Annotated in this window: 25 protein-coding genes; 7 read left to right on the forward strand and 18 right to left on the reverse strand. The window is 65.2% G+C overall.

Features of this window, described 5'->3' with window-relative positions; all coding sequences use genetic code 11:
* The first annotated feature begins 7 nt into the window (after window positions 1-7).
* A complete protein-coding gene (locus FNA67_RS21350) occupies window positions 8-754 on the forward strand; it encodes a glutamine amidotransferase (protein ID WP_049707070.1) in 747 nt (248 codons plus the stop codon).
* Between the two features lie 72 nt (window positions 755-826).
* Here the strand turns inward: FNA67_RS21350 and FNA67_RS21355 are convergent, their stop codons facing one another.
* Window positions 827-2,242 (reverse strand): protein adenylyltransferase SelO, encoded by a 1,416-nt coding sequence (locus tag FNA67_RS21355; RefSeq protein WP_147658056.1) that lies wholly within the window; start codon window positions 2,240-2,242, stop codon window positions 827-829.
* A 24-nt stretch (window positions 2,243-2,266) separates the two neighbouring features.
* Window positions 2,267-3,355 carry a Gfo/Idh/MocA family protein gene (locus tag FNA67_RS21360; RefSeq protein WP_147658273.1) on the reverse strand — a complete coding sequence of 363 codons (1,089 nt, stop codon included), beginning with the start codon at window positions 3,353-3,355 and terminating at the stop codon, window positions 2,267-2,269.
* 155 nt (window positions 3,356-3,510) lie between these two features.
* Between FNA67_RS21360 and FNA67_RS21365 the strand changes: the two genes are divergently transcribed.
* The 3 genes from FNA67_RS21365 to FNA67_RS21375 all read left to right on the forward strand — a co-directional run bounded on the left by FNA67_RS21365 (window position 3,511) and on the right by FNA67_RS21375 (window position 6,174).
* Window positions 3,511-5,445, forward strand: coding sequence for a beta-N-acetylhexosaminidase (locus FNA67_RS21365; RefSeq protein WP_147658057.1), 1,935 nt, complete (start codon window positions 3,511-3,513; stop codon window positions 5,443-5,445).
* Window positions 5,438-5,914 (forward strand): GNAT family N-acetyltransferase, encoded by a 477-nt coding sequence (locus tag FNA67_RS21370; RefSeq protein WP_147658058.1) that lies wholly within the window; start codon window positions 5,438-5,440, stop codon window positions 5,912-5,914. The genes FNA67_RS21365 and FNA67_RS21370 overlap by 8 nt, the downstream gene beginning before the upstream one ends.
* A 62-nt stretch (window positions 5,915-5,976) precedes the next feature.
* Window positions 5,977-6,174, forward strand: coding sequence for a hypothetical protein (locus tag FNA67_RS21375; protein ID WP_053168251.1), 198 nt, complete (start codon window positions 5,977-5,979; stop codon window positions 6,172-6,174).
* 162 nt (window positions 6,175-6,336) lie between these two features.
* Here the strand turns inward: FNA67_RS21375 and FNA67_RS21380 are convergent, their stop codons facing one another.
* The 10 genes from FNA67_RS21380 to aptA all read right to left on the reverse strand — a co-directional run bounded on the left by FNA67_RS21380 (window position 6,337) and on the right by aptA (window position 17,587).
* On the reverse strand, window positions 6,337-7,260 hold the full coding sequence (locus FNA67_RS21380; protein ID WP_147658059.1) for a hypothetical protein: 924 nt from the start codon (window positions 7,258-7,260) through the stop codon (window positions 6,337-6,339).
* Between the two features lie 223 nt (window positions 7,261-7,483).
* The gene (locus FNA67_RS21385; RefSeq protein ID WP_049707077.1) at window positions 7,484-8,461 is read right to left on the reverse strand and encodes an ABC transporter substrate-binding protein; all 978 of its coding nucleotides are present in this window, start codon (window positions 8,459-8,461) and stop codon (window positions 7,484-7,486) included.
* 31 nt (window positions 8,462-8,492) lie between these two features.
* Window positions 8,493-9,419: an ABC transporter permease gene (locus FNA67_RS21390; RefSeq protein WP_174851709.1), complete on the reverse strand. Its 927-nt coding sequence runs from the start codon at window positions 9,417-9,419 to the stop codon at window positions 8,493-8,495.
* Window positions 9,420-9,580: 161 nt separating this feature from the next.
* Window positions 9,581-10,489 (reverse strand): ABC transporter permease, encoded by a 909-nt coding sequence (locus FNA67_RS21395; RefSeq protein WP_049707078.1) that lies wholly within the window; start codon window positions 10,487-10,489, stop codon window positions 9,581-9,583.
* Between the two features lie 7 nt (window positions 10,490-10,496).
* A complete protein-coding gene (locus FNA67_RS21400; protein ID WP_147658060.1) occupies window positions 10,497-11,336 on the reverse strand; it encodes an ABC transporter ATP-binding protein in 840 nt (279 codons plus the stop codon).
* Entirely contained in the window at window positions 11,336-12,790 is a 1,455-nt protein-coding gene (gene hydA, locus FNA67_RS21405) for a dihydropyrimidinase (RefSeq protein WP_147658061.1), read from the reverse strand. Before hydA ends, FNA67_RS21400 begins: the two co-directional genes overlap by 1 nt.
* Window positions 12,791-12,857: 67 nt before the next feature.
* Window positions 12,858-13,424 carry an endonuclease domain-containing protein gene (locus FNA67_RS21410; protein WP_147658275.1) on the reverse strand — a complete coding sequence of 189 codons (567 nt, stop codon included), beginning with the start codon at window positions 13,422-13,424 and terminating at the stop codon, window positions 12,858-12,860.
* A 2-nt stretch (window positions 13,425-13,426) separates the two neighbouring features.
* Window positions 13,427-14,677 carry a Zn-dependent hydrolase gene (locus FNA67_RS21415; RefSeq protein WP_147658062.1) on the reverse strand — a complete coding sequence of 417 codons (1,251 nt, stop codon included), beginning with the start codon at window positions 14,675-14,677 and terminating at the stop codon, window positions 13,427-13,429.
* A 21-nt stretch (window positions 14,678-14,698) separates the two neighbouring features.
* Window positions 14,699-16,195, reverse strand: a complete 1,497-nt coding sequence (locus FNA67_RS21420; protein WP_147658063.1) for a CoA-acylating methylmalonate-semialdehyde dehydrogenase — start codon at window positions 16,193-16,195, stop codon at window positions 14,699-14,701.
* Between the two features lie 69 nt (window positions 16,196-16,264).
* On the reverse strand, window positions 16,265-17,587 hold the full coding sequence (gene aptA, locus FNA67_RS21425; protein ID WP_147658064.1) for an omega-aminotransferase AptA: 1,323 nt from the start codon (window positions 17,585-17,587) through the stop codon (window positions 16,265-16,267).
* A gap of 121 nt (window positions 17,588-17,708) precedes the next feature.
* Between aptA and FNA67_RS21430 the strand changes: the two genes are divergently transcribed.
* Together FNA67_RS21430 and FNA67_RS21435 are read left to right on the forward strand one after the other, a co-directional pair.
* Window positions 17,709-18,404, forward strand: coding sequence for a TetR family transcriptional regulator C-terminal domain-containing protein (locus FNA67_RS21430; RefSeq protein ID WP_049707083.1), 696 nt, complete (start codon window positions 17,709-17,711; stop codon window positions 18,402-18,404).
* Window positions 18,405-18,634: 230 nt separating this feature from the next.
* Entirely contained in the window at window positions 18,635-19,378 is a 744-nt protein-coding gene (locus FNA67_RS21435) for an NYN domain-containing protein (RefSeq protein ID WP_147658065.1), read from the forward strand.
* Between the two features lies 1 nt (window position 19,379).
* Here FNA67_RS21435 and FNA67_RS21440 read toward each other — a convergent pair whose 3' ends face one another.
* The 6 genes from FNA67_RS21440 to FNA67_RS21465 all read right to left on the reverse strand — a co-directional run bounded on the left by FNA67_RS21440 (window position 19,380) and on the right by FNA67_RS21465 (window position 24,592).
* Window positions 19,380-20,303 (reverse strand): DMT family transporter, encoded by a 924-nt coding sequence (locus tag FNA67_RS21440; RefSeq protein WP_244616417.1) that lies wholly within the window; start codon window positions 20,301-20,303, stop codon window positions 19,380-19,382.
* A gap of 53 nt (window positions 20,304-20,356) precedes the next feature.
* Window positions 20,357-20,734 carry a DoxX family protein gene (locus FNA67_RS21445; protein ID WP_049707085.1) on the reverse strand — a complete coding sequence of 126 codons (378 nt, stop codon included), beginning with the start codon at window positions 20,732-20,734 and terminating at the stop codon, window positions 20,357-20,359.
* Window positions 20,735-20,824: 90 nt separating this feature from the next.
* Window positions 20,825-21,286: a carboxymuconolactone decarboxylase family protein gene (locus tag FNA67_RS21450; protein WP_049707086.1), complete on the reverse strand. Its 462-nt coding sequence runs from the start codon at window positions 21,284-21,286 to the stop codon at window positions 20,825-20,827.
* A 3-nt stretch (window positions 21,287-21,289) separates the two neighbouring features.
* Complete coding sequence (locus FNA67_RS21455) at window positions 21,290-21,796, reverse strand: Rrf2 family transcriptional regulator (RefSeq protein WP_147658066.1); 507 nt, start codon at window positions 21,794-21,796, stop codon at window positions 21,290-21,292.
* Window positions 21,797-21,920: 124 nt separating this feature from the next.
* Entirely contained in the window at window positions 21,921-23,243 is a 1,323-nt protein-coding gene (gene preA, locus FNA67_RS21460; RefSeq protein ID WP_147658067.1) for an NAD-dependent dihydropyrimidine dehydrogenase subunit PreA, read from the reverse strand.
* Between the two features lie 11 nt (window positions 23,244-23,254).
* Window positions 23,255-24,592 (reverse strand): NAD(P)-dependent oxidoreductase, encoded by a 1,338-nt coding sequence (locus FNA67_RS21465; protein ID WP_147658068.1) that lies wholly within the window; start codon window positions 24,590-24,592, stop codon window positions 23,255-23,257.
* 457 nt (window positions 24,593-25,049) lie between these two features.
* Between FNA67_RS21465 and FNA67_RS21470 the strand changes: the two genes are divergently transcribed.
* The gene (locus tag FNA67_RS21470) at window positions 25,050-25,367 is read left to right on the forward strand and encodes a septal ring lytic transglycosylase RlpA family protein (RefSeq protein ID WP_049707090.1); all 318 of its coding nucleotides are present in this window, start codon (window positions 25,050-25,052) and stop codon (window positions 25,365-25,367) included.
* Window positions 25,368-25,418 lie beyond the last annotated feature (51 nt).

The raw sequence follows: 25,418 nt of genomic DNA on the forward strand, positions 1-25,418 counted from the left end.
CCTTTTCATGACCAAACGCGTTCTGATCGCCGGGGAATCCTGGACGGTTCACTCCATCCACCAGAAGGGTTTTGACAGCTTCACCACCACCGAATACTCGGAGGGCGTGAAGTGGCTCAAGGCCGCGCTCGAGGCGGGCGGCTGGACCGTTGATTTCCAGCCCTCGCACGTCGCCGCGCGCGACTTCCCCTATACCGCCGAGGACCTGGCAGCCTATGACTGCGTCATCCTCTCCGATATCGGCGCCAATACGCTCCTGCTGCACCCGGAAACGTTCACCAAATCCAAGGTGCTGCCCAATCGCCTCCATTCCATCCGGGACTATGTCGCGCGTGGCGGCGGTTTCGTGATGGTGGGCGGCTACCTCACCTTCCAGGGCATCGATGCCAAGGGCCAGTATGCCGGCACCGCCATCGAGGACATCCTGCCCGTGACCCTGAGCCGGTTCGACGATCGCGTCGAGAGCCCGCAGGGTATCACCCCAAAGGTTGCCTTGAGCCACGATACCGTTGCCTCGGTCAACGGAGACTGGCCCGACATGCTCGGCTACAACCGCGTGACGCCCAAGGAAGGCGGCAATGTCGTGGTCACGGTCGGGGACGATCCGCTGTTGGTCACCGGCACCTATGGGCAGGGTCGCACCGTCGCCTTCACCAGCGATTGCGGCCCCCACTGGGCCCCGCCGCCGTTCGTGGAATGGCCAGGCTATGCCCCGCTCTGGCAGGGCATCGTCGACTGGGCCGCCGGCAAGTAGGGGGAACCGGAGCGGCGTCGCGCAGCTCCTTTCGAAACCCAGCGGGGAAGCGAAAACCTGGCGAAGCGCGGCCTAGCGGTCCCCGCCATAGGCCTCGCGCATCGCGGCAATCTCGGCGAGCGTCGCTTCGAGCCGTCCCCAATCGTCGGCCTCCGCGATCGGCGCCCAGATCGCTTCGACCTCATCGATGATGAGCGTGCGCGGCTTTTCCCGGGCGAAATAGGGATGGTCGAGATTGACGCTCTCGCTCGGCTCGAACGCTTCGAGCAGGTTGGCGATGGGCCGAAACGCCTCGCTGGCATAGAGCTCGGCCGAGGGACTGCGCGCCGCCCGCTCCATGCTGCGGGCGCCGCCGCGCCAATCGAAGAAGAATTGCTCGTAGGGCGCCCGGCTCTCGGCAAGATAGGGAAAGAGCGCGCCGGCGAAATTGCTGTCGGCGTCTTCGCCCGCCGAGCGCAGCCCCAGCCTGCGCAGCAGCGCCGCCGACAATTGCAGGCGGAACTCGGGCCAGAAGGTGTTGAGCGCCGGCTCGAGCAACGCGATGCTCGAGAGCGGCACCAGGCACTCGGCGAGGCGCGTCGCGTTCCAGGCCACCGCGTCCGGCTGGTTGCCGAAGGCATAAAGCCCGGTCTCATCGAAATAGGCGGCGGTGAAGTGCGGATCGTAGGCGGGCAGGAACCGCCAGGGACCGTAGTCGAAGCTCTCCCCCGTGATGTTGATGTTGTCCGAGTTGAGCACGCCGTGCACGAACCCGGCCGCCGTCCACTGCGCCGCCAGCCGCGCCCCGTTGCGGGCCACCCGCTCGAGCAGGTTGCGCGCCCGCGTCTCCATCGCCGGGGCCGCGAGCTCGGGCATGTAGGCGGTGATGCAATAGTCGATGAGGCGCCCCAGGCTCTCGAAATCCTCGAGATAGGCCAGCCGCTGGAAGGTGCCGATGCGGATATGAGAATGGCTCAGCCGCACCAGCACCGAGGAGCGCGTGGGCGAGGGCTCGTCCCCGCGCTGCAGTTCCTCCCCGGTCTCGATCAGCGAAAAGCTCTTGGAGGTATAGACGCCCTGGGCCTCAAGCATCTGGGTTGCCAGCACCTCGCGCACCCCGCCCTTGAGCGTGAGCCTGCCGTCCCCGCCCCGTGACCACGGCGTGCGCCCGCTTCCCTTGGTTCCGAGGTCGAGGAGCCGGCCATCCTCGAGGTCGTGCATCTGCGCGAAGAGGAAACCCCGCCCGTCCCCGAGGTCCGGGTTGTAGGAGCGGAACTGGTGGCCGTGGTAGCGCAGCGCCAGCGGTTCCTCGAAGCTCCCGCTCAGCGTCTTGAACCGTCCGAAATGGTCGAGCCAGGCGTCTTCGTCGAGGTGCCCGAGGCCGACCCGTTCGGCCCAGGCCTGGTTGCGGAAGCGCAGGATCGTCTGCGGAAAGACCGCGGCGGCCACCGGATCGTAGAACTCGGCGCCGAGGCGGGCATGGCTCTTGCTGGGTCTGAAGCGTTCCATGCCGGTCTCAACGCGCGTTCGGGGTCAGGCGATCCGTCCGTCCACGAGCGAGGCGCCGATCGGAGCCGGTCGCTCGAGGGGAGTGGTGATCTCCACAACCTGCCCGCTCCGCGATGATTTGTCGAAGGCTTCCATGACTTCGAGCACGTGCAGCGCCAGATCGCCGCTCGCCCGGTGCGGGCGGTTGGCGAGAATGGCATGGGCCATGTCCGCCACCCCCAGCGAACGATAATTGCCGTCCGCATAGGGCAGCGTCACGGCTTCATCGACCCAGTCCCCACCGGGCCGCCGAACCTTCACCTCCCCGCCGAAATTGTTGGGATCGGGCACGAGCAGGCTGGCCTCGGTGCCGTAGATCTCGAGCGGGGAATGGTTGTGCCCGGCCACATCGAAGCTCATGGCGATCTGCACGATCGCCCCGTTGGCAAAGCGCAGCGTGCCCGCGACATGGGTCGGCACCTTGACCGGCATCACCTGCCCCTTCTTGAGGGCGCTGGTGATGACGCGCTCGCGCCGCGCCATCGAGGTCATGCCCGAGACCTGGGCCACCGGACCGAGGAGGTTGACGAGGTCGGTGATATAGTATGGTCCCATATCAAGCATCGGCCCGCCGCCGAAATCATAGTAGAAGGCGGGGTCCGGGTGCCAGCTCTCGTGGCCCGGGCACATGAAGAAGGCCGTGCCCCCGATCGGCTGGCCGATGGTGCCGGCATCCACGAGCTGCCGGGCCGTCTGGTGCGCTCCGCCCAGAAAGGTGTCGGGCGCCGAGCCGACGCGCAGGCCGGCGGCGCGCGCCGCCTCGAGCAGGCGCCTGCCTTCGGCGAATTCGACCCCCAGCGGCTTTTCCGAATAGACATGCTTGCCCGCCGCCAGCACGCGCAGCCCCACATCCACATGCGCCCGCGGGATGGTGAGGTTGATGACCAGCCCGATCTCCCGATCGGCCAGCAGCGCCCCGATGGATTTGGCCACCAGCCCATGTTCGGCCGCCCGCGCCGCGGCCACTTCCGGCCGCAGGTCGGCCACCGCCCGGATGTCGAGCACCGGAAAGCTCCTGGCCGCCTTGAGATAGGCGCCCGAAATATTGCCGCATCCAATGATGCCAATGCCCATGCGTCTTGCTTCAGCCACCGGTCGCGAGCCTCCCCACTCGTTGATGCGGTACGTGCCTCATTGGTAGCCGGGCGCGGGCGGCTTGAACAGGGCCGCCGTTGCGGCGCAGCCGGGGCTCCGCTAACAACTAGGGGCGGTTTCAAAGAGGAGTTGAAATGGACGCGCCCAACCTCAAGCTGAGTTCCACCTATACCCCCGGCCCCGATGGCGAAGCGGGCCGCTATGAGCTGCGCCTCATGAACGCCTCGCCCACGCCCCTCAAGGGCTTCAAGCTCGGCTATTCCGGCCCCGGCCGCATGGGCCGCAGCGCCACGCTCGAGGGCGGCATGTTCGTGGACCAGAGCGGCAGCTGGCAGGAAATCGCCGCGCCCAGGGATTTGACGCTCGCTCCGGGAGCCGAATGGGTGGTGAGCGCCACCGGGCTCGATTTCGCCCTGCGCCATTGGACCGACGGGGCCGTGGGCGCCATGGTCACCCTGGCGGACGGCTCGGTGCACCGGGTTTCGGTCGCCCCCACCACCCTTGCCGGAGACTCCTCCGCGCTGCGCCGGGGCGTTATTTCGATGCCCGTTGTGGGATCGGTCCCAGAATCGCTTTCCATCATCCCCTGGCCCAACCGGGTAGCGGTTTCGGGCAATCGCACCGCGCCGATGGGGCTGGCGATTTCGGGCGACGCAGAGGTCGCCGAGACCTTCAGGGAGCTCACCGATCATCTCTTTCCCGGCTTCGGCATGGTGCGCCCGCCCGAGGAGGACGGCTATCCGGTCGCGCTCGAAGCCAGGGAGAGGCTGGGCGAGGAAGCCTACGAGATCGTCTTCGGGCCGGCGGGCGCCACTGTCCTGGCTTCCCGGCCCCAGGGCCATCTCTATGGCCTCATAACATTGGGCCAGATGGCTCGCGGCGCGCGCCTCCACCCCGAAAATTTCGCCTTCCCGACCGACGGCACCATCGTCGATGCGCCCGCCCATGGCTGGCGCGGCAGCCATTTCGACGTCGCCCGCCAGTTCTACGGCACCGCCGAGGTAGCCCAGTTCCTGCGCATCCTCGCCTGGAACAAGATGAACCGCCTCCACTGGCACCTGTCGGACGACGAGGCCTGGCGCATCGAGATCGAGGCCTATCCCGAACTCACCGACAAGGCCGCCTGGCGCGGCCACGGCATGGCCATCACCCCGCAACTGGGTTCGGGCCCCGAGCGCAACGGCGGCTTTTACACCAAGGCCGCGGCGCGGCAGATCATCGCCCTGGGCGAAAGGCTGGGTATCGAGGTGCTGCCCGAGATCGACGTGCCCGGCCACTGCTACGCCCTGCTCCAGGCGATTCCGAGCCTGCGCGATCCGGGCGAGAACGGGCTCTACCACTCCATCCAGGATTTTCCCAACAACTGCCTCAACCCGGCGGTCGAGACGGTCTATGGCGTGCTCGAAACCATCTTCGCCGAATTGTGCGCGCTCTTTCCCTCGAAATACTTCCATGTCGGCGCCGATGAAGTGCCGGCCGACGCCTGGACGTCCTCGCCCCAGGCCCGCGCGCTGCTCCAGAGCATGGGCGGGGGCGGCACCCACGAACTCCAGGCCCACTTCCTGCGCCGCGTGCAGGCGTTCCTGCGCTCGCGCGGCAAGATCACGGGAGCCTGGGAAGAAGCCTGCGAGGGCGGTGGCATCGACAAGGCGGACTGCTATCTGGTGGGCTGGCGGAACGTGGCCGCCAACCAGCGCCTGGCGGCCCAAGGCTATGACGTCGTCGTGGCCCCAGGCCAGCACTACTATCTCGACATGGCCTTCACCGCCGACTGGTGCGAGCCGGGCGCCAACTGGGCGGGCAACTCGACGCCCGAACAAACCTATCGGTTCGACCCCGGCGCCGGCTGGAGCGCGGACGAGAAGGCCCGGCTCCTGGGCGTCCAGGCCTGCATCTGGTCCGAACCCATGACCGACCGCGCCGTCTTCGAGCACCTGGTGTTCCCGCGCCTTTCGGCCATCGCCGAGACCGGCTGGACCGCTCCGGGCGCCAAGGATTTTTCGCGCTTCATCGGCATCGCCGCGCTGATGCCCAGTCTCTACAACATTGCGGAGGCCGGAAATGCCTGACCTGCTCATCAAGCTCTATACCCTGCCCGAGATCGACACCGAGGCGCGGGTTGCCGCCAAGGGCATCGTCGTGCGCCGGGCCATGGCGCCGGAAGGCGAGATCATCCGCGAGTGGATCGGCCGGCACTTCTCCCACCACTGGGTGGCCGAAGCCATGGTGGCGCTCAGCCACCAGGCGGTGGGGCTCTATATCGCCGTCCGCGACGGGCAATTGCTCGGCTTTGCCTGCTACGACGCCACCGCGCGCGGCTTTTTCGGCCCGACGGGGGTCGATGAGAGCCAGCGTGGCCAGGGGATCGGGGAAGCACTGCTCATCGCCACGCTCAAGGGCATGCGCGAGGCTGGCTATCAATATGCCATCATAGGAGGGGCGGGGCCGGTGGCCTTCTACCGCAAGAAGCTCGATGCCTTCGAGGTGCCCGATTCGGTGCCCGGCATCTATGGCGGCATGCTGCGAAAGCCTGATTGAGGGTGCAACGCTCCCTGCCCCTGGCGGGTTATTCCCCTTGGCGTAACGCAATGGAGAAGACCATGAACAAGGACAAGGCCCAGCCCGATCCCAAGGGCGCCGCCGCCTTTCGCGACGGCAAGAAGCCGGGCCCGGTGACCTCGAAGGTCCAGATCCGTCCGGCCGGTCCCAATTCCCAGGCCGAAAAGCCGGGGAAGTGGGACAAGGTGGATGAGGCGGCCGACGAGAGCTTTCCGGCGAGCGACCCCCCGGCCTACTGAAGATTCTCCACCAACGAAAAGAGGCGGAGCCCTGGGCTCCGCCTCTTTGATTTTGCCCCGCTCCTAGCGATGGATGAAGAGCAGGATGATGATGATCAGCCAGATCGGCACGCCCAGGAGCCACAGGCCCAAAGCTCGAAACATCGCGGTTCTCCTTTTCGCTCAGTAGCGCCGGAAGACATCGGCGAACACCGTGCCTTCGTCGCGGTGACGTCCGCCCATCGAGGCGGCCCAATAGGCCCCGGCCGCGGCGACCAGGAACGAGGCGGCCGTGAGGAACGCGGCAAGGACCGAAGTCTTGCGCGCCGTCTCGGCGGCCGCCGCCGCCTTGTCCTTGGCGGCCTGGGCGTCGGCCAGAACCTGGTCGACCCGGGCCTGCGCATCGGCCTGGCTCAGGCCGGTATTGCCGGCCACGATCTGGGCCAGGTAGGCCTTGTCCGCGTCACTGACCGCGCCATTGGCGGCCGACTGGGTGAGAATGCGGGCCGCTTCCCCGCGGGCGTCGGAGATATTGACGGCCGTGCCCACCGCAGCGGGCGGAGTGGGCGTAGCTGCTGCCCCAGCGGCCGGCGCTGCAGGGCGGAAGAGCGCATCGGTGAAATAGGCCGTGGCATTGTCGATGCCGCCTTCGGCAACGTTCGACGCCGCCTGCGTCACGGTCGCTGCGGCCGACCCGGCGGTATTGACCGCCGCGCCGAGCCCCGTCAGCGCCACCATGACCGCCACGATCGTGGCGCCGGCCCAGACCAGCAGGCCATGGGCGCCGTCGCGCACGTCCGATTCATGCTCGGTGGCGTCATGCATGCGCCGGCGCATGCGACCGGTGAGGTAGCCGCCGGCCATGGCGCACGAGACCTCCACCCAGAGCAGCCAGGTGCCCGCCGCGATCGCCACCCAGACCGGGGAGACATCGGGGGCGGCCGAGAAATTGACCATGGAAAGCCCGATCGCCGACCCGAAGGTCAGCATGACCAGGCCCAGCGCCACGGCGAGCACGATACCGGCGAAAATCGCCGGCCAATCCACATAGGAGTCGCTCGCGCCCGTTGGCGCGGCGACGGCGACGATATCTGTTTCCACTGCCATGTAACCCTCCTCTTGCAGAGCCATTTCAGTGCAGGCCCAGGAAGGAAAGGATGGCCATGATGACCACGACGAGCCCGACCAGGTAGATGATGCCGTTCATTTGTTTCTGCCTTTTTCTGACGCAGTTATGCCTGCATCAACCAAGCGAGACGGCATTGGTTCCGGCGCAAAAAGCAGAGGCGGGGTTTCCCCCGCCTCTGTCCTAGTGTCCCGAAAGCCCCCCTCAGAGCTTGTCGGTGATCTCGCTCGTGTAGGCGCCCTGCGGCTTGTTGGCGATGATCTTCTGGTCGAGCAGGGCCTTCTCGGTGCGATCGTAGGCGGCCATGTCGAGCTTGAAGTCATGCGGGTCGACGAGCTTGGCGACTTCGCTCATCATGTACTTCTGATGGTCGAGCGTCTGGGCACCCGATTCATCGTTGTCGATGACGATCTGGGCGGCCTCGTCGGGATTGTCGATGGCATATTGCCAGCCCTTCTGGGAGGCGCGCACGAACCGCACCATCTTGTCGGCGAAGGCCGGGTCGGCCAGCTTGTCGCCCATGGCGTAGAGCCCGTCCTCGAGCAGGTCGTTGCCGAGATCGGTGTAGTTGAAGATCACCAGCTTGTCCTTGGTGAAGCCGGCATCGATCGCCTGGCCGAGCTCGTTATAGGTCATCACCGAGATGCAGTCGGCCTGCTTCTGGATGAGCGGCTGCACGTCGAACGATTGCTTGAGCACGTTGACGCCATCGGCCCCGCCATCGGTCGGGATGCCCAGCTTGTTCATCCAGGCGTAGAACGGATATTCGTTGCCGAAGAACCAGACGCCCAGGGTGTGGCCCTTGAAGTCGGCTTCGGTCTGCACCGGGCCGTCCTTGGGGCAGATCATGAGCAGGCCGGACTTCTTGAATGGCTGGGCGATATTGACCAGCGGCACGCCCTTTTCGCGCGCGGCCAGGGCCCCGCCCATCCAGTCCACGATCACATCGGCGCCGCCGCCGGCGATCACCTGCTCGGGGGCGATATCCGGGCCGCCCGGCTTGATGGTGATGTCGATGCCTTCGTCGGTGTAAAAGCCCTTGTCCTTGGCCACGTAATAGCCGGCGAACTGCGCCTGGGTCACCCACTTGAGCTGGAGCGTGACCGGATCGGCCGCCTGCGCCATGCCGGCCGCGGCGAGCGACATGACGCCCGCCAGAAGGCCTCCTATAAGCTTATGCATTGACGTTTCCCCTTTCCCTTGATTACCCGCCTCATCCACCACGGACGGACGGGTGCCAGAAGGTGACGGCCCTCTCGATGAGGGTGATCACCCCATAGAAGACGGAGCCCGCGACCGCCGCCACCGCGATCTCCGCCCAAACCATGTCGACATTCATCCGGCCGACTTCGGTCGATATCCGGAAGCCCATTCCCACAATGGGCGTCCCGAAGAATTCCGCCACGATCGCCCCGATCAGCGCCAGGGTCGAGTTGATCTTCAAGGCATTGAAGATGAAGGGCGCCGCGGCGGGCAAGCGCAACTTGAAGAGGGTCTGCCAGTACCCCGAAGCATAGGTGCGCATGAGGTCGCGCTCCATGTTCGAGGAAGCCGAGAGGCCCGCGATGGTGTTCACCAGCATCGGAAAGAACGTCATCACGACGACGACCGCGGCCTTGGAGGGCCAGTCGAAGCCGAACCACATCACCATGATCGGGGCGACCCCGATGATGGGCAGGGCCGAAACGAAATTGCCCAGCGGCAGGAGGCCCCGTTTGAAGAACGGCGAGCGGTCGATGAGGATGGCGACGAGGAACCCCGATCCGCACCCGAGCACGTAGCCGATGAGCACCGCCTTGAGGAAGGTCTGCTGGAAATCGGCGATGAGCGTGGGCACGCTCGAGATCAGCTTCTGCCAGATCATCGATGGCGGCGGCATGATGACCGTCGGCACCGCCGCGCCCACCGTGATGGCCTCCCAGATAACGAGCAGCGCCGCCCCGAAGACGATCGGAATGATGATGCCGATGCGCTGGTCGACCCGCTTGTCGGAAATGGCCTTGGAGAGCCGTTCGACGAACAGCCAGCCGAAAAGCCAGAAGGCGATCAGCGCCGCCCAGAACCAGGTCGGCGCCGGCACGATGCCCGGCAGCGCCAGCATCAGGAGGATGGCGCCCACCAGTGCTATGGCGCCGTCCATCCAGAGCGACCAGCCCAGCCAGAAGCGCCCGAGCGAAACGATGCCCAGCGCCAGCACCAGCGCAATGGCGAACTGGCCGGAAAAACCCCAGGCGACGAGCAGCGCGAAGGCGAGGGCGCAGACGCCACCGGCGACGATGGCGAGATAATGCTGGAGCTGGCTCATGCCGGACGCGCTCCCATGCGGGCATTGACGAGTTTTTCGACCACGCCCACGGCGATGACCAGAACCGCCGCCAGCGCCGAGGCGGCGAAGAGCGCCGACCAGATCTGGACGGTCTGCCCGTAATAGGAGCCGGCCAGCAGCCGCGCGCCCAGGCCGGCCACGGCCCCCGTCGGCATTTCGCCCACGATGGCCCCGACGAGGCTGGCGGCCACGCCCACTTTCATCGAGGTGAAGAGATAGGGCAGCGCCGAGGGCCAGCGCAGCTTCCAGAACACCTGGGCGGCCGAGGCATTATAGGTGTGCATGAGGTCCATCTGGATGAATTCGGGGCTGCGCAGCCCCTTCACCATGCCCACCGTCACCGGAAAGAACGCCAGATAGGCCGAGATGATGGCCTTGGAGATGAAGCGCGCCGTATCGGCCGGCAGGCCGAGCGGGGGCGCGGTGAAGAGGTTGAAGCCGATGACGACGAAAAGCGGCGCCAGCGCCAGGATCGGAATGGTCTGGCTGGCAATGACCCAGGGCATGAGCGAGCGGTTCATCGCCCCGTTATGGACGATCAGCACCGCCAGCAGGATGCCCAGCGCCGTGCCGAGCACGAACCCCGCCAACGTCGCCGAGAGTGTAATCCAGGCGTGGTAGAAGAGGCTCTTCTTGGAGGTGACCGCCAACTCGGCGGTGGTCTTCCAGATCTCGCCCGCTACCTGGTGCGGCGAGGGCAGCACCGGCCGGTCCTGCGCCCAGGCATCGAAGACGAATTGCTGCGCCGTCCAGTCGGTGACGCCCTTGTTGGCGTAGACCTGGTATTGCCAGGGCGTATTGAGCCAGAGCGAGGCGGCGTACCAGATGACGACGAGCGCCAGGAGCACGATGATGACGGGGATGGCGTTCTTGCCGTGGTTCATCGCCGCCCTATTCCTCGTACGAATGGCCGGCGCGCAGGCCGTCGCGGACGCGGGCGGCGATGGCCAGGAATTCCGGGGTCTCGCGGATATCGAGCGGCCGCTCGGCGGGAAGCGTGGAGTCGATGACGTCGGTCACCCGGCCCGGACGCGGTGACATCACCACGATCTTGGTCGAGAGATAGACCGCCTCGGGAATCGAGTGCGTCACGAAGCAGATGGTTTTTTGCGTCCGCGCCCAAAGCTTCAAAAGCTCGGAATTGAGGTGATCCCGCACGATCTCGTCGAGCGCGCCAAAAGGCTCGTCCATGAGCAGGAGGTCGGCGTCGAAGGCCAGGGCGCGGGCAATGGAGGCGCGTTGCTGCATGCCGCCCGAAAGCTGCCAGGGGAATTTTTTTTCGAAGCCCGTCAGGTTCACCAGCTCGAGCGTGCGGCGGATGCGTTCGGCCTTGTCGGCCTCGGCATAGCCCATGACTTCGAGCGGCAGCGCCACGTTCTTCTCGATGGTGCGCCACGGGAAAAGCGCCGGCGCCTGGAAGACATAGCCATAGGCCCGGCTCTCGCGCGCAGCCTGCGGGCTCATGCCGTTGACGGTGAGCGTGCCGGCGGTCGGCTGTTCGAGATCGGCGATGGTGCGCAGGAACGTGGTCTTGCCGCACCCGGAGGGGCCGATGAAGGAAACGAATTCGCCCTTGTTTATGTCGAGGTTGACGTCCGAAAGCGCATGGACGGGCCCGTCATTGGTCGAAAAGGTCAGGCCCAGTCCACGAGCGGAAACCACGGCTGCCGGCGCGCCGGCCGATTGGGACGGCGCGGCGCGGGCGGTATCGAGAGTAAGGTCGGCCGTCATCAAACACCCGTCGCCGGAATGCCGGAGCGCTGCACTTTTCGCGGCGCGGTGATCTCTTTCCAGGTCGAGAGCGCGCGGTTGACCGCCCCCCTGGGCTCGCGGCCCACGAACTGGCCATGGCCGGGCCTGGCGTCCACCTTGTCCTCGACGATGGCGACCTCGCCGCGCGTCAGCACGTAGCGCGGCAGGCCCTCGACCTCGAACCCTTCAAAGACGTTGTAGTCGATGATCGACTGCTGGCTCGCGGCCGAAATGGTCTTCTTGCGCTTGGGGTCCCAGACGACGATGTCGGCGTCCGCGCCCACGAGGATCGCTCCCTTCTTGGGGTAGCAGTTGAGGATCTTGGCGATGTTGGTGGAGGTGACGGCCACGAATTCGTTGGGGGTCAGCCGGCCGGTATTGACGCCCTTGGTCCAGAGCAGCGGCATGCGGTCTTCCAGGCCCCCCGTGCCATTGGGGATCTTGGCGAAATTGCCGATGCCGTTTCGCTTCTGCTCGGTGGTGAAGGCACAATGGTCGGTGGCCACCACCTGGAGCGAACCCGAGGCCAGGCCCGACCACAGCGAATCCTGGTGCTGCTTGTTGCGGAAGGGCGGGCTCATCACCCGGCGCGCCGCATAGTCCCAGTCCTGGTTGAAATATTCGCTCTCGTCGAGCACCAGGTGCTGGATCAGCGGTTCGCCGAAGACGCGCATCCCCTTGGCGCGGGCGCGGCGGATGGCTTCGTGGCTCTGTTCGCACGAAACGTGCACCACATAGAGCGGCACGCCCGCCATGTCGGCGATCATGATGGCGCGATTGGTGGCCTCGCCTTCAACTTCGGGCGGACGCGAATAGGCATGGCCTTCCGGCCCGTTATTGCCTTCGGCGAGGAGCTTCGCCGTCATCTGCGCCACGACGTCGCCGTTCTCGGCATGGACGAGCGGCAGTGCGCCCAGGTCCGCGCAGCGCTGGAAGGACGAGAACATCTCGTCGTCATCCACCATCAGCGAGCCCTTGTAGGCCATGAAATGCTTGAACGTGGTGATGCCGCGATCCACGACCTCGGCCATTTCGTTGAAAACCTGTTCGCCCCACCAGGTAATGGCCATGTGGAACGAATAGTCGGCGGAAGCCTTGGCCGTCTTGTTGTCCCACATCTGCAGCGCTTCGAGCAGCGACTGGTTGGGGTTGGGCAGGCAGAAATCCACGACCATCGTGGTGCCGCCGGCGAGCCCGGCGCGCGTGCCGCTTTCGAAATCGTCGGTGGAATAGGTGCCCATGAAGGGCATTTCGAGATGCGTATGCGGATCGATCCCGCCCGGCATGACATAGCAGCCGGTGGCGTCCAGCACCTCGTCGCCGGTAAGGTTCTTGCCGATCTCGACGATCACGCCGTCTTCGATTTTGACGTCAGCCGGATAGGAAAGATCGGCGGTGACCACTGTCCCGCCCTTGATAACCTTGCTGCTCATAATCCCTGCCCTTGTAGTCCTGTGTTCGGATCTATCCGCGCCCCTCAGCGGCGGATGGATCGGTTGGCTAAGACCCCTCACCTAACCTCTCCCCGACGGGGAGAGGAACCGATTGGAGGTGTTGTTTGCTTCGTGCCACAAAAGCGGCGCTGGCCGCACGGGCACCTCTTGTTCCTCTCCCCGTCGGGGAGAGGGTGGCCGGAGCGAAGCGGAGGTCGGGTGAGGGGTTCCCCTCCAAGACCGCAAGCAACATCTCCAGGATGCCATCCGTGTTCGCCAGAACCTCGTTGTTCCAGAACCGGACGACCGAATATCCCTGGCCATTCAGCCACTCGGTGCGTCGGGCATCGGTCGTGGACCAGTCATGCTGGCCCCCATCGAGCTCGACGACGAGGTTGCGCTCCCGGCAGACGAAGTCAGCGACATAGGGGCCGATCGGCAACTGCCGCGCGAACTTGAAACCGCCCAGGGCGCGGTTGCGCAGATGATACCAGAGGCGATTCTCCGCATCGCTGGCCCGGATGCGCAACTGGCGGGCCCGCAGGACCTTGGCACCCCTCACCCGACGCTGCGCGTCGACCTCTCCCCGGAGGGGCGAGGTGGGCGTAGAGCCTCTGTCGGGGAGCCGGGCCATGATCAATCCACGATCTCCGCCGTATCGAGCACCGCGTGGAACAGCACGTCCGTTCCCGCCGCCGCCCATTCCTTGGAAATGCTCTCCGCCTCGTTGTGCGAGAGCCCGTCCACGCACGGACAGAAGATCATCGCCGCCGGCGCGACGCGGTTGATCCAGCAGGCGTCGTGCCCGGCGCCCGAGACGATGTCGCGATGCGTATAGCCGGCGCGATCCGCCGCGGCGCGGACGGTGTCCACGAGTTTCGGATCGAACGCGACGGGATCGAAATGGCCGACCTGCTCCACTTCGCACTCGATATCGAGCGCTTCGGCGATGGTCTCGATGCCGAGGCGTATGCGCGTATCCATCTCGTCGAGCACGTCCTTGTCGGGCGAGCGGATATCGATGGTGAAGACCGCCTTGCCGACAATGATGTTGCGCGAGTTCGGATAGACGTCGATATGGCCGACAGCGCCCACGGCGTCGGGCTGGTAATCCATCGCCACTTCATGGACGAGCTCGATCACCCGCGCCATCCCCAGGCTCGCATTGCGGCGCTTGGGCATCGGCGTCGAGCCGGTATGGGCTTCCTTGCCGGTCAGCGTCACCTGCAGCCACTTGAGGCCCTGGCCGTGGGTGACGACGCCAATGTCGATGTTTTCGTCCTCTAGGATCGGACCCTGCTCGATATGGAGTTCGTAATAGGCGTGGATCTTGCGATCCCCGGTCTTTTCCGTGCCCTTCCAGCCGATCCGCTCCAGCTCCTCGCCGAAAGTCTTGCCGTCGTGATCCTTGCGGGCATAGGCCCAGTCCTGATCATGCATGCCGGCAAAGACGCCCGAGGCCAGCATGGCCGGGGCAAAGCGCGTGCCTTCCTCGTTGGTCCAGTTGGTGACCACGATCGGATGCTTGGTCCTGATTCCGAGGTCGTTCATGGTGCGCACGACTTCGAGCCCACCCAGAACGCCGAGCACGCCGTCATACTTGCCACCCGTCGGCTGGGTATCGAGGTGGCTGCCCACATAGACCGGCAGCGCTTCCGGGTCCGTGCCCTCGCGGCGGGCGAACATGGTGCCCATTTCGTCCACGCCCATCGTGAGCCCGGCCGCGTCGCACCACGACTTGAAGAGTTTTCGACCCTCGCCATCGGCGTCGGTCAGGGTCTGGCGGTTGTTGCCGCCCGCCACACCCGGCCCGATCTTGGCCATGTCCATCAGACTATCCCAGAGCCGATCGCCGTTGATTTTGAGGTTTTCGCCCGGGGCTGACATGCTTGGTCTCTCTTCTGGTGGTTATTTCATCGACGGGAAGGTGAATTCGGCACCTTCCTTGATGCCCGCCGGCCAGCGGGTGGTGACGGTCTTGAGGCGCGTGTAGAAGTGCACGCCTTCCGGTCCATAGATCGAGTGGTCGCCGAAGAGCGAGCGCTTCCAGCCGCCGAAGGAGTGATAGGCCACCGGCACCGGGATCGGCACGTTGATGCCCACCATGCCCACTTCGATCTTGTCGGCGAACTCGCGCGCGGCGTCGCCGTCGCGGGTGAAGATGGCCGTGCCGTTGGCATATTCGTGGCCGTGGATGAGGTCGACCGCGTCCTGGTAGGAATTGGCGCGCACCACCGAGAGCACCGGCCCGAAGATCTCCTCGCGGTAAATCTTCATGTCGGGCTTGACGTGATCGAAGAGCGTGCCGCCGACGAAAAAGCCGTTCTCGTAGCCCTGCAGCTTGAAGCCGCGGCCGTCGACCACCAGCTCGGCGCCCTGCTCGACGCCCGAGTCGATATAGCCCACGATCTTGTCGCGCTGCATCTTGGAGACGATCGGGCCCATCTGGGCGTCCTTGTCGGTCGCCGGACCGATCTTGAGCGCTTCCACGCGCGGCTTGAGCTTTGCCACCAGCGCATCGGCGGTCTTCTCGCCCACCGGCACGGCAACGGAAATGGCCATGCAGCGCTCGCCGGCCGAGCCGTAGCCGGCGCCCATCAGCGCATCGGCGGCCTGGTCCATGTCGGCGTCGGGCAGGATGATCATGTGGTTCTTGGCGCCGCCGAGCGCCTGCACGCGCTTACCGGCCTTGGTGCCGCGCTGGTAGACATATTCGGCGATCGGGGTCGAGCCGACGAAGGACACCGCCTTGATGTCGGGATGGTCGAGAATGTGGTCGACCGCTTCCTTGTCGCCGTGGACGACGTTGAAGACGCCCTCGGGAAGCCCGGCTTCCATGAAGAGCTTCCAGGCCAGCATGGGCGCTGAAGGATCGCGCTCGGAGGGCTTGAGGACGAAGGTGTTCCCGCAGGCGATGGCGATGGGGTACATCCACATCGGCACCATGGCGGGGAAATTGAACGGCGTGATACCGGCGACGACGCCGAGCGCCTGACGATCCGAATAGGAATCGATGTTCGGCCCGACATTGCGCGAGAATTCGCCCTTGAGGAGCTGCGGGATGCCGCAGGCGAAATCGACAACGTCGATGCCGCGCGCCACTTCGCCCAACGCATCGTCATGCACCTTGCCGTGCTCGCGCGAGATTTCGCGCGCCAGATCGTCCGCATGCTCGTCCAGGAGCTGCTTGAACTTGAACATGATGCGCGCGCGCTTCATCGGCGGCGTGTTGGACCACGCCGGGAAGGCGGCCTTGGCCGCCGCCACCGCCGCATCGATCTCGGCATTGGTCGAGAGCGGGAGCGTGGCAATCTCCTCGCCGGTCGCCGGATTGAACACCGGGCTGGTCCGTGTGGAGCTCGACATCACCAGCTTGCCGCCGATGGCATTTGAAATCTTGGTCATCTTAATCGTCCCGCCTCGCAAAATGGAACATTCGTTCTAGAGCACACAAAATAGAACATTCATTCCATTCTACTCAAGCGTTTTCAGGATGCCCCTGATGGTTTCGACGATGGTGTCGATGTGGCTCTTCTCCACGATCAGCGGCGGGGAGAGCGCGATGATGTCCCCTGTTGTGCGGATGAGGACGCCCTTTTCATAGGCCTGCACGAAAGCCGAGAAGGCGCGCTTGGTCGGGGACCCGGCGATCGGCTCGAGCTCGATGGCGCCGACGAGGCCGATATTGCGGATGTCGATGACATGGCGCTCGCCCTTGAGCGAGTGCAGCGCCTCTTCCCAATAGGGCGCCAGCTCGGCGCCGCGGGTGAGCAGGCCCTCCTCCTTGTAGGTCTCGAGCGTGGCGATGCCGGCCGCCGAGGCGATGGGGTTACCCGAATAGGTATAGCCGTGGAAGAACTCGATGACGTGCTCGGGCCCCTGCATGAAGGCGTCGTGGATTTCGCTCGAAACCATGACCGCGCCCATCGGGATCACGCCATTGGTGAGGCCCTTGGCCGTGACCATGATATCCGGGGTGACGCCGAAATAATCGGCACCGAACGGCGTGCCCAGGCGGCCATAGCCGGTGATCACCTCGTCAAAGATCAGGAGGATGCCGTGCTTCTTGGTGATCTCGCGCAGGCGCTTGAGGTAGTTCGGGGGCGGAATGAGCACGCCGGTCGAGCCGGCCACCGGCTCGACGATCACGGCGGCGATGGTCGAGGCGTCATGGAGCGTGATGATGCGCTCGAGCTCGTCGGCCAGTTCCACCCCGTGCTGAGGCAGGCCCTTGGAGAAGGCGTTCTTGGAGAGGTTATGCGTGTGCGGCATGTGGTCGACGCCGGTCAGGAGCGTGCCGAACATCTTGCGGTTGGTGACGATGCCGCCCACCGAGATGCCGCCGAAATTGACGCCGTGATAGGCGCGTTCGCGCCCGATGAGGCGGGTGCGCGCGCCCTCGCCCTTCACGCGCTGATAGGCCAGCGCCACCTTGAGCGCGGTTTCCACCGATTCCGAACCCGAATTGGTGAAGAGCACATGGTTGAGCCCTTCGGGCGCGATGTCGACCAGCCGGTTGGCCAGCTCGAACGCCTTGGGATGTCCCATCTGGAAGGCCGGCGCGTAGTCGAGCTCGGCCGCCTGGCTCTGGATGGCCTCGGTGATCCTGGGCCGGCAATGGCCGGCATTGACGCACCACAGGCCCGCCGTCCCGTCCAGCACCTGCCGCCCGTCGGCGGTGGTGTAATACATGTCCTTGGCCGCAACGAACATGCGCGGCGCCTTCTTGAACTGGCGGTTGGCCGTGAACGGCATCCAGAAGGCGGAAAGATCGTTTGGTACGGTGCGATTGGACACGATTGCTCCCTTGGGACCGGTCAAGATTAAATACTGATTTTCTTAGTCAAGTTTAATTGCCACTTGACCGATCGGCGTGGTAATTGGAATTTTGACCAGTTGGAAAAATGTTAGCATCCCCATGCCGCCGATCAAGGTCAAAAATGCTGGCAAGTCCGTGCCTGCCAGACGCAAGAGCGCCGCGCCCGCCAAGGCGCAGACGCGCATCCAGCGCGAGAAGCAGGACGTGATCCTGGAGGCGGCGCTGGACGTGTTTTCGTTGCACGGTTTCCGCGGCGCCACCATCGACCAGATTGCCGAACAGGCGGGCATGAGCAAGCCGAACCTGCTCTACTATTTTCCCCGCAAGGAAGAAATCCACAAGCGCCTGATGAAGACCATGCTCGACACATGGCTCCAGCCGCTGCGCGAATTCGACGCGGAGGGCGACCCCATCCCCGAGATCCGCTCCTACATCCGGCGCAAGCTCGAGATGGCGCGCGATTTCCCCCGCGAATCGCGGCTCTTCGCCAACGAGATGCTGCAGGGCGCCCCGCGCCTCATCGATATCCTGGAAGGCGAGCTCAAGGACCTCGTCGACGAAAAGGCCGCCGTGCTCCTCGCCTGGATGGACGAGGGCAAGATCGCCCGGACCGACCCCTATCACCTGATCTTCTCGATTTGGGCCACCACCCAGCACTATGCCGATTTCGACGTACAGGTGCGTGCGGTCCTGGGCAAGGAACGGGGCGGCGAAGGCCGCTTCGAAGACGCCGCACGGTTCCTCGAAAACCTCTTCATGAACGGCATCGTCCCCAAAAAGCAGACGGTCGGCTAGGGCCGGACCACCCTCACTCCTGCCCTGGCGCCAGCTTTCGGGCTCGGTCGAGCCAGCAGGTCTCCCTCTCTTGTGGGGAGGGAACAGGGGTGGGGGTGAGCAGCGAACTCGGTGTGGCCTTGCTCACCACCCGGCGCCCCGGCGGGCGCCATTGCTACAATTGCGCCGATCCCGGCGACGGCCCTTTCAGGATTGGCTGGCATGATTGGCGTCATGGGAGCACGTCGCCTATGAGCCTCGCCGTCCTTGTCGATGCCGAGAACATGCCGGCCAGCCGTTTCGAGTTCATCCGCAACCGCGTCGATGAACTCGGTCGGCCCGCCATCTTTCGCCTCTTTGCCGACTTCACCAATCCGTCCCATGCCGCCTGGCTCGACATCGCCAGGCGCCAGGGCCTGGAAACGGTATTCCAGCCGTCGTCGGGCACCGGCAAGAATTCGGCCGATATCGCCATGGTCATCCATGCCATGGATATTCTTCATTCCGGCCGTTTTACGCGGCTCTGCCTGGTGTCCACCGACCGGGATTTCGTGTTCCTCGCCCAGCGCCTTCGTGCCGCCGGCCTTGCCGTCTACGGCATAGGCCGGCAAAGCGATAACGGCCTGGCTGCGTCCTGCACGGCGTTCTATCCGGTGCCCGAAACAGCGCGACCGGCCGTTGCGCCTCCCAAGACGCCCAGTCCGGCACAAAAACCAAGCACCCAAGCGCCGACGCCCCCAGATCCGGCACCCCCGGAACTGCCAGCACTGATCGCGCGCATCGCCGCGGACCGCGGGACCGATGGTTGGGTGCCGCTCTCGACGGCGGCCCATGCCCTCCGGGAGCTGGCGCCCCACCTGGCCGACCGGTATCTGGGCAAGGGCAGGTTCCTCAAGAACCTGCGTGCCATGGGCCTGGTGACCGAGCGCAAGGCGCAGGCCGGCCTCGAAATACGCCCCCGCGCCGGAAACAGGCCCGTGGCCCGCCCCGCCTAGCTCAGCGCTTGTCTGGAGTGAGCGCCAGCACCACCAGCCCTGCCACGATCACCAGCGCCCCGGCGGCGACCGAAAGGCTTGCCCAGCCGTGGCCGAGCAGGCCCTCGTAGAAGATGACGAAGACCGGGGTGAGATAGCCATAGGCCAGCACCTTCGAGGCCGGCAGGCGCAGCGAGGCGTATTGCAGGCAGAAAAAGCTCACCGCCGTCGGGAAGATCGCCAGATAGGCCAGCACCCACCAGACGACGGCAGGCAGCGCCAGCCAGTCGGTGGCGAAGATTTCGCGCAGGCCGAAAAGCGCGATGCAGACCGTCGCCGCCGCCAGCGTCCAGAAACTCGAGACCAGGGCGCTTTCGCCGCGATTGAACCGGCGTACCAGGGGTGCATAGAGCGCGTAGCAGAAGCAGCCCACAAGGTAGACCAGTTCGCCCTGCCCGATGTCGAAGGCGGCGATGGCGCTCACTTCGCCCCGGAAGATCACCCAGATCGAGCCGAGCCCGGCCAGCACCAGGCTGATCAGCACCAGTGCGCCCACGCGCTGGCCCAGCAGGAAGAACCCCAGTCCTGCCGTCATCAGCGGAATGAGTGTGAACACCGCGCTCGTCGCCACCGGCGCCGTCATGGTGAGCGCGATGAACATCGAGACGAAATAGACCGCGTTGAGGGCGCCCAGCACCAGCATGCGCCAGGGCGCCGGCGGCACCTTCGGGCTTTCGCGCACGAGGCCGAAGGCCACCACGCCCATCACGATCGTGGCCAGCAGGAACCGCAGTGCGTTGAGCGGCACCGGCGCGATATAGGGCACGGCCAGCGCCCCGGTGGTGAAGGCTCCCGCGATCATGGCCGAGAAAGCCAGCATGGCCAGGTGCGCGGCGATCTTGTCGCGCCCGGCATGGCGATTGGCAACGGAGATGGTGTCGGTCAAGGCGGCCTCCCTGGGTCGCCTTGACTAACCTATGGGCGCGGGGTCGGAAACCCTCAAAACCCACAGGCTGCCGCGATCAGCAATCCGCCGATCAGCATGACGTTGGAGAGGAAGGAGTTGACCTTCTGTCCCCGCTCGGGTCCGGGCGGCAGGGTCCAGAAATTATGGAACAGCGCCGTCGCCAGCGCCACGAAGACGATGAGCGCCGCCGCCGCCAGCGGCACCCATATGCCCGCCGCCAAAAGGCCCCCGCCCGCCACCAGCAGCACGATGCCCACGATCAGCGCCACGTCCGGCATGGGCAGCTTGCCGGCGAGGAGGCCGCGAAGCACGGCAAAGCCCATCGCGTTGCGGATGCCGGCGACGAACATGCCGCCGCCGAGCAGCAGGCGGCCAAGGATCAACAGGGTCGAAGGCAGGTCGGTGGGCATCAGGCTCTCCTTTGGCGATTCCCGGAACGTTTCTATGCTGTTACGACGCACGGGCCAGCCGGTTTTCGACAGCGCGGGAGCATTTTTCCCCTATTGGGCCGCAAGCGGCTCGATCGGATGCTGGGTCCGAAAGCCCACGGCCACCCGGTTCCACACGTTGATGAGGCCGATGGCGACGGTGAGCTTGGTCAGCTCTTCTTCCGAAAAGAACACCCGCGCCGCCTCGTAGGCCGCGTCCGGTGCCCGGGTGTCGGCCAGGAGCGTCAGCGCCTCCGTCCACTCTAGCAGCGCGCGCTCGCGCGCATCAAAGAGCGGCGATTCCTGCCAGACCGGCAGCATGTTGATCCACTGCTGGGACAGGCCGTCGGCCAGTGCGTGCCGGATGTGCATGTCCACGCAATAGGCGCAGCCGTTGATCTGGGAGGCGCGGATCTTGATCAGGTGGATGAGGCGTGGCTCGAGGCCGGAATCGCGCACCACATAGCGGTCGAGCGCCACGACGGCCTGGTAGGCGTCCGGCGCGGCCTTGCGGAAATCGAGACGGGCTTGCATGGGTCAGGTCCTTTCGGTCTGGGCGCGTTCGTGAAGGTCGAGGAACGCGCAATTGCGCTGGTTGATGGCCTGGTTGAGCGGGGTCGTCTGGTCGCCACGGAGTTCGGCGATGGTGATGGTAGCCAGTTCGGCCCGATAGGCGCGCTCGGCCCGCAGCATGGCGCTGGCCACCCCGCAGGGCAGGCGGTGGAATTCGGCCGGCAGCGGATTGGGCCCGCGCTGGCGGATTTCGGCGCAGCGGAACGCCGGAGCGGGCCCCTCGACGGCGAGGACGATATCGAGCAGGGAAATGTCTTCGGGGCGGCGCGCCAGCCGATAGCCGCCGCGCGGCCCGGGGATCGAGGCCAGGAGGCCGGCGCCGGCCATCGCCTGCAGATGCTTGAGCAGGTAGCTCGTCTTGACCCCGTGGAACGCCGCCAGAGCCGCCGCCGGCAGGGCGCCGTCCGGCTGGAGATTGGACAGCATCAGCACGCAGTGGATCGCCTGCTCCACCCCTTCGCCGATCTTCATGGTTCTGCTCGTTTAATCATGGATAAATATTATCCATGATTCGACCGAAACACAATACGGGCGCCACGAGGGCGCCCGCATCGTTATCCGGCCAGGAGGAAAGGGAGCCGGAAAGGAGCTCGAATTACTCGGCCGGTTCGACCGTTTCCTTGCGCATGGGATTGTTCGGATGCGTCGTCCAGTTGGCGTATTTCTCGGTGACGATCCGGCCGGTGCGCTCGTCGATCGAGCCGGGCTCGAGCGCCACCATGGTGATGCAGTCTTCCACGGGGCAGACGTTGACGCACAGGTTACAACCCACGCATTCGTTGTCCATCACCTCGAAATGCCGCTTGCCGTCCTTCTCCTTGGAGATGGCCTGGTGCGACGTGTCCTCGCAGGCGATGTGGCAGCGCCCGCACTTGATGCACAGGTCCTGGTCGATATGGGCCTTGGTGATGTAGTTGAGGTTGAGGAACTGCCAGTCCGTGACGTTGCGCACGGCGCGGCCCGAAAAGTCCTCGATGGTCGCGTGGCCCTTCTCGTCCATCCAGTTGGCGAGGCCCGAAATCATCTCTTCCACGATCTTGAAGCCATAGGTCATGGCCGCGGTGCACACCTGCACGTTCCCCGCGCCCAGCGCCAGGAACTCGGCGGCGTCGCGCCAGGTGGTGACCCCGCCGATGCCCGAGATGGCCAGGCCATGGGTTTCCGGATCGCGCGCGATTTCCGACACCATCGAGAGCGCGATGGGTTTCACTGCCGGCCCGCAATAGCCGCCATGGGTGCCGCGCCCGTCGATCGAGGGCTCGGGCGAGAACGTGTCGAGATTGACCGAGGTGATCGAATTGATGGTGTTGATGAGCGAGACCGCGTCCGTCCCGCCGTTCTTGGCGGCGCGCGCGGGTTTCCGCACGTCGGTGATATTGGGCGTGAGCTTGGTGATCACCGGCATGCGCGAATACTGCTTGCACCAGCGCACGACCATTTCGACATATTCGGGCACCTGGCCGACCGCCGCGCCCATGCCGCGTTCGCTCATGCCGTGCGGGCAGCCGAAATTGAGCTCGATCCCGTCCGCCTCGGTCTCTTCCACCAGCGGCAGGATGGCCTTCCAGGCGTCCTCCTCGCACGGCACCATGATCGAGACGACCAGCGCCCGGTCGGGCCAGTTCTTCTTGACCATCTTGATTTCCTGCAGGTTGCGCTGCAGGTCGCGGTCGGTGATGAGCTCGATGTTGTTGAGGCCCAGTAGGCGCCTGTCGGCGCCCCAGATGGCGCCGTAGCGCGGGCCGTTGACATTGACGACCGGCGGGCCTTCCTCGCCCAGCGTCTTCCAGACCACCCCGCCCCAGCCCGCCTTGAAGGCGCGCTCGACGTTATAGGCTTTGTCGGTCGGCGGGGCCGAAGCCAGCCAGAACGGGTTGGGCGACTTGATGCCGACGAAATTGCTTCTCAGATCTGCCATTTCACCCTCCCTCAGGCGCTCAGCGCACGGTGGATAGATTCGGCGGCGTCGCGGCCTTCCGCCACGGCGGTCACCGTCAGGTCGTCCCCGCCCGTGGCGCAGTCGCCACCGGCCCAGACCTTGGTCATGGAGGTATGCCCCTCGCCATCGACCGCGATCTTGCCGCCTTCGAGCGCCAGCCCTTCCGAGCCGATCTCGAGCGTCTGGCCGATGGCCTTGAATACCTGGTCGCAGGCGAGCGTGGTGGTGCGCCCGGTCAGCACGAGCTTGTCGTCCTTGAGCTCGGTATATTCGAGCTCGATGCCGCAGACCTTTCCGTTCTCGGTGAGCACGCGCCTGGGCGAGAGCCAGTGGCGAATGGTGACGCCCTTGGCGGCCGCCAGGTCCTGCTCGAACTCGGAGGCGTTCATCTGTTCCTTGCCGCGCCGGTAGACCATGGTCACTTCCTCGGCGCCCAGCAGCTTGGACTGGACGGCCGCGTCCACGGCGGTCATGCCGCCGCCGATGACCACGACGCGTCGCCCGATGGGGAGGCTCGAAAGGTCCGAGGCCTGGCGCAGCTCGGCGATGAAATCGACCGCGGCGCGCACGCCATCGGCAGTTTCGCCCTCGGCGCGCAGGGCGTTGACCCCGCCCAGGCCCATGCCCAGGAACACCGCGTCATAATCCCCGCTCAGGTTCTCGAGCGTGAAGTCGCGCCCCAGCGCCTTGCCGTTCTCGATAGTGATGCCGCCGATGGCGGTCACGTAATCCACCTCGTCCTGGGCGAAGCCGTTGGTGGTCTTGTAGGAGGCGATGCCGTATTCGTTGAGCCCGCCCGCCTTGGGCTTGGCGTCGAAAATGGTGACGGCGTGCCCGTGGAGCGCCAGGCGATGGGCCGCAGCGAGCCCCGCGGGGCCGGCCCCGACCACCGCGACGCGCTTGCCGGTCTCGGCCGCCCGGGCGAAGAACTGCACGTCCTCCTCCATCGCGATATCGGTGGCGTAGCGCTGCAGCATGCCGATCTTGACCGGCTTGCCTTCGGCCTCCTCGCGCACGCAGGCCTCTTCGCAAAGCTGCTCGGTGGGGCAGACGCGGGCGCACATGCCGCCCAGGATGTTCTGCTCGAAAATCGTCTCGGCCGCGCCCAGCGGATTATCCGTCGCGATCTGCCGGATGAACATGGGGATGTCGATCGAGGTCGGACAGGCGTTCTGGCACGGCGCGTCGTAGCAGAAATAGCACCGGTCGGCCTCCACGAACGCCTCGTGGCGATCGAGCGGCGGATGAAGATCGGAAAAGTTGGTCTTGTATTGGCCGGGCTCCAGACGCCCCGGCACAATGCCCTCTACGAGAACACCTTGTGCCATCGTAATTCCCTTGCTGCAGTTCTCCCGATAGAGACGCTAGCGCAGTCCGAATTTTTTATCAATTGGTCAAATTCTGGGTCGAGGGCCCGGCAGGCCGGGGCTTTGCGCGCCTCACGCGGGCGTGATCGTCCAAGAGGCGTTTTTTCTGCACCGGTTTCGATTTGCCGTCTCCAAAACAAAACCGTGCGCGCAGGAGTCCTGGCAAACCCTTCGACTGCAAAAGTGAATCCGGCCTTAGGAGAAAATTAACCACGCTCTGAAGTCGACGAGTCTAGTGGTGCGATCGTGCAACAGTTCCTTAAGAACTCACGATTGTGGCAGGTATCGCGACAATTGTGGCGATCGAGCCCTCATTGCAGCCACGAGTCTAAAGCAAGCGGAGGATCTCTACCAACTACTGCGAGACTCCAGCTTGACTCGGAAGACCATCGTCACCTCCCTCGTCCTACTCGGCGCGATGACCTGTTTTACTGCGCCGGCCTTCGCCGCAGCCCAATGCGGCGTTGCCTCATGGTATGGACCCGGCTTCCACGGCAAGAAGGCCGCCTCCGGCGAGCGCTTCAACCAGAATGCCCTGACTGCCGCCCACAAGTCCCTGCCCTTCGGTACCGAACTCAAGGTTACCGACCAGCGTACGGGCAAGTCCGTCCAGGTGCGCATCAACGATCGCGGTCCCTATGTGAAGGGACGCATCATCGATCTGTCCAAAGCCGCTGCCACACAACTCGGGATTCGCAACCGCGGCTCGAGCAAGGTCTGCATCGAGCAGATCTGATCGGCTTTCGAGCGTTCGATGAAAAACCGCCCGCTGGTCCCCCAGCGGGCG

Origin of the sequence: Youhaiella tibetensis, assembly GCF_008000755.1 — a bacterium.
Classification (GTDB): Bacteria; Pseudomonadota; Alphaproteobacteria; order Rhizobiales; family Devosiaceae; genus Paradevosia; species Paradevosia tibetensis.